This is a genomic window from Mycobacterium sp. SMC-17, from assembly GCF_045310915.1.
Classification (GTDB): Bacteria; Actinomycetota; Actinomycetes; order Mycobacteriales; family Mycobacteriaceae; genus Mycobacterium.
The window spans coordinates 1-6,980 of record NZ_JBJIAK010000097.1 but is presented as its reverse complement, the minus strand read 5'-3'; the positions used below and the strand labels follow the sequence as shown (position 1 = coordinate 6,980).

Sequence of the window (6,980 nt, the reverse complement as noted above, 5' to 3'; positions counted from 1 at the left end):
GCGTTCACCATGACTCGTTGATCACAACGCGTGAACCACGCCAGATCCGAAGTCCACCACTCCCCGGGACGCTATCCAGACTTTGCACCTGCGATCCCGCGGAGCACCGCCACCGACAGAGCTGGTTCTGTATGTCCAATTCCCGCTGAGTTCAACAATTTTGCGACAATCTCGCGACGGGAGTGGTTCACCGTTACGAGTGCATGCGCGATATGCTCACCGGCGTCGATGAGCACTGCTAGGCTTTCGGCCTCGGTTGCTGTCAGGTACTCCCCCAGTTGTTTCAGCGGATCATCGGACATCAGGGCTCCCGAAGAACCCCGGCACAGGTTTGCCGTGCGCGCTGGGCAATGTGAGCAGAAACCGGCGGTCGAGGAATCGGTTCGCCCTTTCGCACGATGTCTCCGATGCGAACGTGCAGCAGTGGCACGCCGCCCCGTGCAGGAAGTCCTCCGGGTCACTCGGAGTGCGCATGGCGCACACTGGGTCCGACGAGCACCGGGCAGCTCGGCGAAGTGCCGAGATCACCAGCCCCTGCAGTCGAGTCGGCTCTGAGAGCGCGACGAGTCCGCCGAGGGTGCCTTCGCTATCTGACGCAGTGGTGCAGATCAACAATCCGGCAGCGCCCTCGCGGTGCGCGGAGGCCGGCCAGCCGTAGATTCGCTCGGTCAAGCTGGCTGCGCCGTAGCCACATGACATCGCCATCTCGCGGATCAGCACGTGAGACAGGGTGTGCAGCAGCCAATATCGAGGCGCGGGTAGTCGGGTGTCGGGGTCCACCGCCTTGGCCGTCTCGGAGAAGCGTCGGGCGAAGTTACGCCGGTTAGCCGCCTGGTGTGCCGCCCACAACGGCGTCGTGTAGACGATGTTCTCCCAGTCTTCGATGGCATCGAGGCTGAGTTGCAGGAATATTCCTTCGCCGCGGTCCTCCGTCGCGGGCACCCATGTCGGCTTGCCGTTGCGGGTGAGCTTGACCAGTCGTCCAGGCAGATCGTTGACCCGGTCCATCTCATCGAGACGGGTGAAACCGATGAAGGCATTGACCTTCTTCATCTGGTTGACCGCGACGACCCGGCTGATCTGTGTGGGAAGCTCGGGGCTGCGGGCCATGTCGGTCACCATCAGCCCTGTGGTGTTCTTCTGGGAGGGGAACAGCGCCGGCTTCTGCAGGTATTGCCATTCGGGGACCAGGAGTTCCACGGGATCCCAGTCGTCGCGCTTCTTCTTGCGCTCCTCGTCGGACTCCGGCGGCGTCAGCGCGTCGGCAACCGCGGTCGCGAGACTCTCATTCGAAACACCGCTCAGATCAATGTCTTTCATACCTGCCATCGCGCGGATAACGTCGACTTGTCCAGCGAACTGCTTGATGGTGTCGATGCCGAGCCTTAGCCGGAGGAGGTCGCCGAGGGCTTCGGCTTTCTCGGCGTCGGTGCGTGGCATGACGATGATCGATTGCGTGGAGGCGAACCACAGGTTCGAGGCACCCATCATGATCAGCGTCGGCCGCGCGTCGCATTCTTTGTCGAAAGCATTTAAGTGCGGGTGTCGTCCCCGGCAGGTTTGCGGCAGCTTGTCGCGGCCCACCGAGCCCTGTGCCTCTGCCATGCCGCGGGTTGCCCCGCATTGTGTGCACGCGATCATCGATCCGACGCTCTTGCCGAGGTTGGCGTCACGCATCTTCAGGTCCGGTCGCTCCGCCTTGGGGCATCGCCGGCCGCGATGCACCCACAGTTCGTAGGGAAATTCGTCGACGTGACCGTTGGTGCATGTCAGCAGATGCTGTGCGGGTACCGCGGGGCTTTCTCGCTTCCCAGTCTTCGTGCCACCGCGTTGCGCGCCGCGGCCCGGGCAGGCCTTATGTGTGAATTGCGCGAGGTCTGGGCGGAAGGGATGGGTGTTGGTGTAGCTGAACCGCGTCAGCGGGCCGAGGTAGTCGCAGCCCGTGCATCGCAGCCACTGCGGGAATACTCGTGCGGGGATGCCTAAGTCGGCGCCCTCTTTGGCGAATGAGTTCTGTTTCGGCTGCCAGGGATAGGGCCGTAGCGCCTCGAGCTGCGGACCAAGGTGCATCCGAATGACGTTGAGGAGCCGGGGCTCGATGATCGCCGGAATCTTCTCGCGCCGTTTCCAGATGGGCTCCCAGTCGTCCAACCCTGCAGGCATCACCGAGAAACCGGGCAGATCCATGATCGCGCCCGGCCCGTAGGTGTATAGCAGCGACGACGGCCGTGACGAGCCCACTTTGGCGCGGTTTTTGACGACCGCGTCTTCGGCGTCGGCCAACGGGTCGAGCGCCTCCCCCGGATCGTGCAGCATCACTTCTTCGGGCGTGGTGTCGGTCATCAGGACTCATCCCCCACTGGCAGGGTCCATCGTGGTGCTCCGTCGGGTACGTGTGCGAACAGCCGCTCTGGGATCGGGCTGACGAGGATGTTGATCTCCGGTTGCACTTCCCGCATCGAGTTCGCGACGACGAAGGGCGCCTGATTCGATGACCCGACGACCGCTTTGGCGTTCTCGGGGCTCATCAGCAACGGCAGGTACTTATCCCCTTCCCCAGTGCGCTCGTACACCAGCGTCCGGTGCATGTCGCTCGCGTGGTTGGCGCGATCGGCCCATCGATCGATGCGGTTGACTAACCGGTCGCTGGCATACTTCACTCTGGCGTCATCCTGCGCCGCAGCCGAGATGCGGGCTTTGAGTCGTTCGGCGACCCGCTCGATCACGTCCCGATGTTCCTTGATTCGCCAGGCTCCGCGCTCTTGGGAGAGGCCGTCATCGAGAGGCGCCTGCACGACTCGGGCCACACTGACCAACAACCCGTCCAAACCTCGATCCAGCGACGTCGGCGAGTAGGGCGTCACCGACAACGCTTCGACCTGGGAGTAGAACGTCTCGTGGTAGTGGCGGAACTGTTCGTAATGCGCCAGATCGCGGGGGCGAGCCCAATTGCCCAGCGTCACAACCAGACCAGGACGGGAAGCGTCGCGGCCGACGCGAGAGGACGCCTGAATGTACTCGGCGGTGTTCTTGGGCTGGCCGACGACGAGCATCAGTCCGAGCCGCTGCACGTCGACACCGACCTGCAGCATCGAGGTGGCCAGCACCACGTCGAACGGCGCCTCCTTGCGGGTGGGCACCTTCTTGCCTTCGCGCTGTGCTGCCATTCGAGCCTGGAAGGCTTCGGTGGTGTCATAGTCAGGGTCGAACTCTGAGCCCAACCGGTCCAGGGTGCGGCCGATCTCTGACGACGCGATCCGGGCGGTGAGTTCACCGGTGTTCAGCAGTCCGAACGCGGCCCCGTGTCGGGGTGGGAATCCGGAGTCTTTGCGGGGGCGCTTGATTCGATTCTGCACGTCGTCGCCCATGTAGCGGGTCATGCCCGCCAGCTCGCGGGTGGCGTTGAAGTATCCGACCAGCGTCAGGTAGGGGTCGGCTGCGATGCCGCTGCGGTCCAACAGCAGCTGCCCGGCGGAGAGCAACACCTCCGAGACGCGAATCTCGGCGCTAGCCAGACGGACTCCTTGCGCGCTTACTCCGATGTAGCGGCGGCCGGGCGTTGTTTTGGTGATCGGGATTTCGCGGGAGAAGTAGGTGTCGGCGACGTCGAGCACCTGGGGCGGGAAGATTTCTAGGCGGCGCCCGTACAGGCCGCGCACTTGCTCCTGCGCGTTGCGGACGGTGGCCGTGGACGCAACGATCAGCGGCCGCACTGGCTTTCCGTCGGGTTGTTCCCAGGAGCCCAGGGTCTCCACCGCGACCTCGAACAGGCCGACCGCGGTGCCGAGCGCCCCGGTAATAAGGTGCAGTTCGTCCTGGATGATCAGATCCGGGGGGCGCAGCCGGTTCACCGGGTGCACGGTGGCCGCGGGATATCCGGCCACGGCCGGATGGGCGGTGGAGATGTTGCACGCCGCGTAGTCGGGATGGACGTAGCCGTGGCGACCGCAGCGCCGTCCGACGTAGCCGAACAATGCAGCGGCTTCGCCTTCGCGGGCCAGACGGGCGAACTTGTCGACGGTGGCGATGACGAATGCCGGTGTCAGCCGGTAGATCTCCTCGTCCACGGTCAGAATCGGCAGACCCTCGCTGACCTGCCCGCCCTTTGAAAATGGGCAGCGCGCAAGGTCATCACCGCAGTAGACGAACACCCGCCGGGCCGTAGCGTCGGCCTTGACCTGCGCCGCGGTGATCGGGGTGCCACACCAGGGGCAGCGCTGGACCTGGAGCACCGTCAGCCGATACGACCCGTATTCGTTGGCCTTGGTCAGCTGCTCGTCAGCTTCCTCGAAGCGTTTTGGGCTCACGTCGGTACCTACCCACAGCCCGATCCGGAACGGTTCGCTGCCCCAGGTGGTTTGGTCGGCTTGGCGCGCTAGTTCGGCGGCACACACCAGTGCGGTGGCCCGCTGGAACTGCTGGGCGGTTAGCAGCCGCAGCGTATAGCGCATCAGCACCGCCACACCATCGCGGCCATCCAGCGGGCCGTCTGCGGAATCGACGGCACCTTGGCGGCGCCGAATCGCGAACGTATAGGCGGCCAGCCCGAGGTAGGCTTCGGTCTTTCCGCCACCGGTCGGGAAGAACAGCAACTCGACTTGCGCTAAGTGCGCGGCACTGCGAAGCGGCGCTGCCGGGTCGGTGAGGCCTCCGAGTTGCATCAGGATGAACGCCAGCTGGAAGGGTCGCCACGATGCAGCCTTGGGGCCCACTTGGGCCACCTTCCTTTGTGCATCGGCAATCGACAATGCCGGATCAGATGCCCGCAACGCCGCGACCTGGGAGGCGATGCGCTGATCGCGCATGACGGCGTTCATGAACTGAAAGCAGCGCAGCGCTTCAGCATCGGCCGCAAGATGTTCGAGCCCCGCTTGCAGCCGCTTGTGCTCGCGGTGGGCTTCCACCAGTGCCAGCTCGGCAGTATCGCGCAGATGCGGCGGCAACTGCGTCGTCGCTTCTTCTTGGGTTCCGAGCCAGTCCCCGTAGCCGGCGATCAGAGGCTGCAGGCCTGCGCGGACCTGTTCTGCGGTCGAGGTCGCCAGAGCATCCATGGACAGCAGTGCGTTCTCGACGTCGCGCGCCTGTGTCTGCGGGGTTTCCGCGACCGGTAACCACGTGGTCCACACTGCGGTGGCGCTGCGCGAGCCCTTCTTGACTGTCCAGTCCACCGAGCAGGTCCGGCCGATCGCATACTCAAGCCGGTTGCGGTACTGCAGGTTCAGGCGTTGAACCTCGGGATCGTGTTCCGGTAGATCCTGTTCGAGCACATCGCACACCGGGAGAAACACCTCCGCTCCCCCGGCATCGATGTAGAGCTTGGTTTGGAACATCCACATGCCGATCGGGATCGGCATCGGTGTCTCGCGGTCGTTGCACAACGCGATTTCGATAAGCATCCGTCCGTACGTCGCATCGTCGTAGCGATCCACCCGAAGACAGGTGGTGTCGCGCAACGGGATCGTCGTCGTCTGCCCAGCATCGAGATCGGCAAGGCGAATGGTGCGGGGTTCTTCGACCGGGATGCGCTGAAAATGGCGAATCGGACGGCCCGCCTTGGTGACCTTGTCGGTTTGCACCGACTCATACGTTCCCCACGAGGCTGTGACCGTGAACGCCTCCAAATCTGGCGGCACTTGGAACCGCAGACCCATCGACGAGGGAATCATCAACCCCTGCTTGGGTGCTCGGTCCTCAGCATCATCGTCGGCAGCGTCGGCCTCACCGTCGTCCGCGGCAAACGCAGGTATGCCCCGTCCCTCAGCCGCGGCGTTCTCGTCAGCACGAGCTTCGGCCAGCTCGCCACGCTCGGTGCCTTCGGCGACGTCACCGTTGCCGGCTGTGGCGCCTGTGAGGCGCACTGGCGCGATGTATCCGACCAGGTACTGGGAACGTGGGCTGAAGGGCAACAACTCTTCGGGACCATGAATGGGTCCGAGCAGCTCGCGCTCCAGAATGTCGACCAAGTTCTCTCGAACCGTGAACGACGAGCCGTCCGGCTCGAATGTCAAGTCGTAGGACGAGGCCGGTTCCTTCGCTTTCTCGCTGGCGCTGGTCATTACAGAAGTGTCCCTTGCTCGTCTGGTGCGCACTTGCCGCGACGGCCTCTGCTTCTCGTTGGCGGTGTCTGCCTTGCTTCCTCGGTCGCTCGGCAATGGTTCTCCTCTAATAGCCGGTCCAGGATCTCCAAGCGCGCCGCAGGGTTCACCGTCCAGCGCTGGATCTGCCGGTAAGTGTGGAAGCCGTGGTCGAGGGCGATGTCCGACCAGCCATACGCATCCATCACCGCCTCATCGAGCGTGACGTGAATGGCCCGCATCCCTGCGACGTCGGAGTCAGCTCGATCTTCGACAAGCGGATCGTTGATAAGGCTGTACAAACTGGTCAGGCCCATATCGCGTCGAGCCATAATTTCACTCCGTCGTTCGTCCAATAGCGACCCCATACTCGAAAGTGAGGGTGTGAGAGCGGGACGAGGTAATGTCTCAAAAACAGCAGTTGGGCTGTAAGTAACCCTGGTCTCATGCGTCGTGCCGTATTTGATCGCCCAAATTGCATGCGCAGATGACGAAAGCAATGCTAGTAGTGCATGAGAATCGGAAGCGAAAACCGTCAATCGATCGCTGAATAACTGATCGGCGAAAACTCGCGCCGGCATAAGCGTGTCGCTAACTCGCGTCAGAGCTAGAACGAAATCAAGGTCCTTAATCGCAAGCCTGAGCCCTGGTCGCTTCTCTGCATACTGCCACCACCGTTCGCGGATAGCTTTACGGTTGTTTGTTACTCGCACTGGTCGGACTAGCCGTTCCACCCGAGCAAACGGCAGCTCAAATGACCTTGCCTCACCCTCGGACATATCGAAAAAGTCTATAGCCCAGCGCGAAGCGGAGGTGCGGGGATCTGTATGAGCAATGATCAGAACCTGTGGATGAGCCTTGGTAGGGCGGCGTGAATGTGGGCGCGCCTTCCCGGGGATGATCACA

General features: G+C 63.2%; 3 protein-coding genes and 1 pseudogene. All 4 read right to left on the bottom strand.

The genetic code is table 11. The features are described from left to right. Positions 1-71 precede the first annotated feature (71 nt). Complete coding sequence (locus tag ACJH7A_RS29690) at positions 72-302, bottom strand: hypothetical protein (RefSeq protein WP_406803255.1); 231 nt, start codon at positions 300-302, stop codon at positions 72-74. Beyond that, positions 292-2,343 carry a DrmB family protein gene (drmB, locus tag ACJH7A_RS29685; RefSeq protein WP_406803254.1) on the bottom strand — a complete coding sequence of 684 codons (2,052 nt, stop codon included), beginning with the start codon at positions 2,341-2,343 and terminating at the stop codon, positions 292-294. The genes ACJH7A_RS29690 and drmB overlap by 11 nt, the downstream gene beginning before the upstream one ends. Further along, positions 2,343-6,056, bottom strand: a complete 3,714-nt coding sequence (gene drmA, locus ACJH7A_RS29680; RefSeq protein ID WP_406803253.1) for a DISARM system helicase DrmA — start codon at positions 6,054-6,056, stop codon at positions 2,343-2,345. Before drmA ends, drmB begins: the two co-directional genes overlap by 1 nt. Beyond that, a pseudogene (locus tag ACJH7A_RS29675) lies at positions 6,056-6,980 on the bottom strand (hypothetical protein); the annotation flags it as partial. The gene drmA and the pseudogene ACJH7A_RS29675, both read right to left, overlap by 1 nt.

Bases quoted from the DNA above. Each gene is read 5' to 3' on its own strand.
- ACJH7A_RS29690 (WP_406803255.1), bottom strand. From the start codon at position 302: ATGTCCGATGATCCGCTGAAACAACTGGGGGAGTACCTGACAGCAACC.
- drmB (WP_406803254.1), bottom strand. From the start codon at position 2,343: ATGACCGACACCACGCCCGAAGAAGTGATGCTGCACGATCCGGGGGAG.
- drmA (WP_406803253.1), bottom strand. From the start codon at position 6,056: ATGACCAGCGCCAGCGAGAAAGCGAAGGAACCGGCCTCGTCCTACGAC.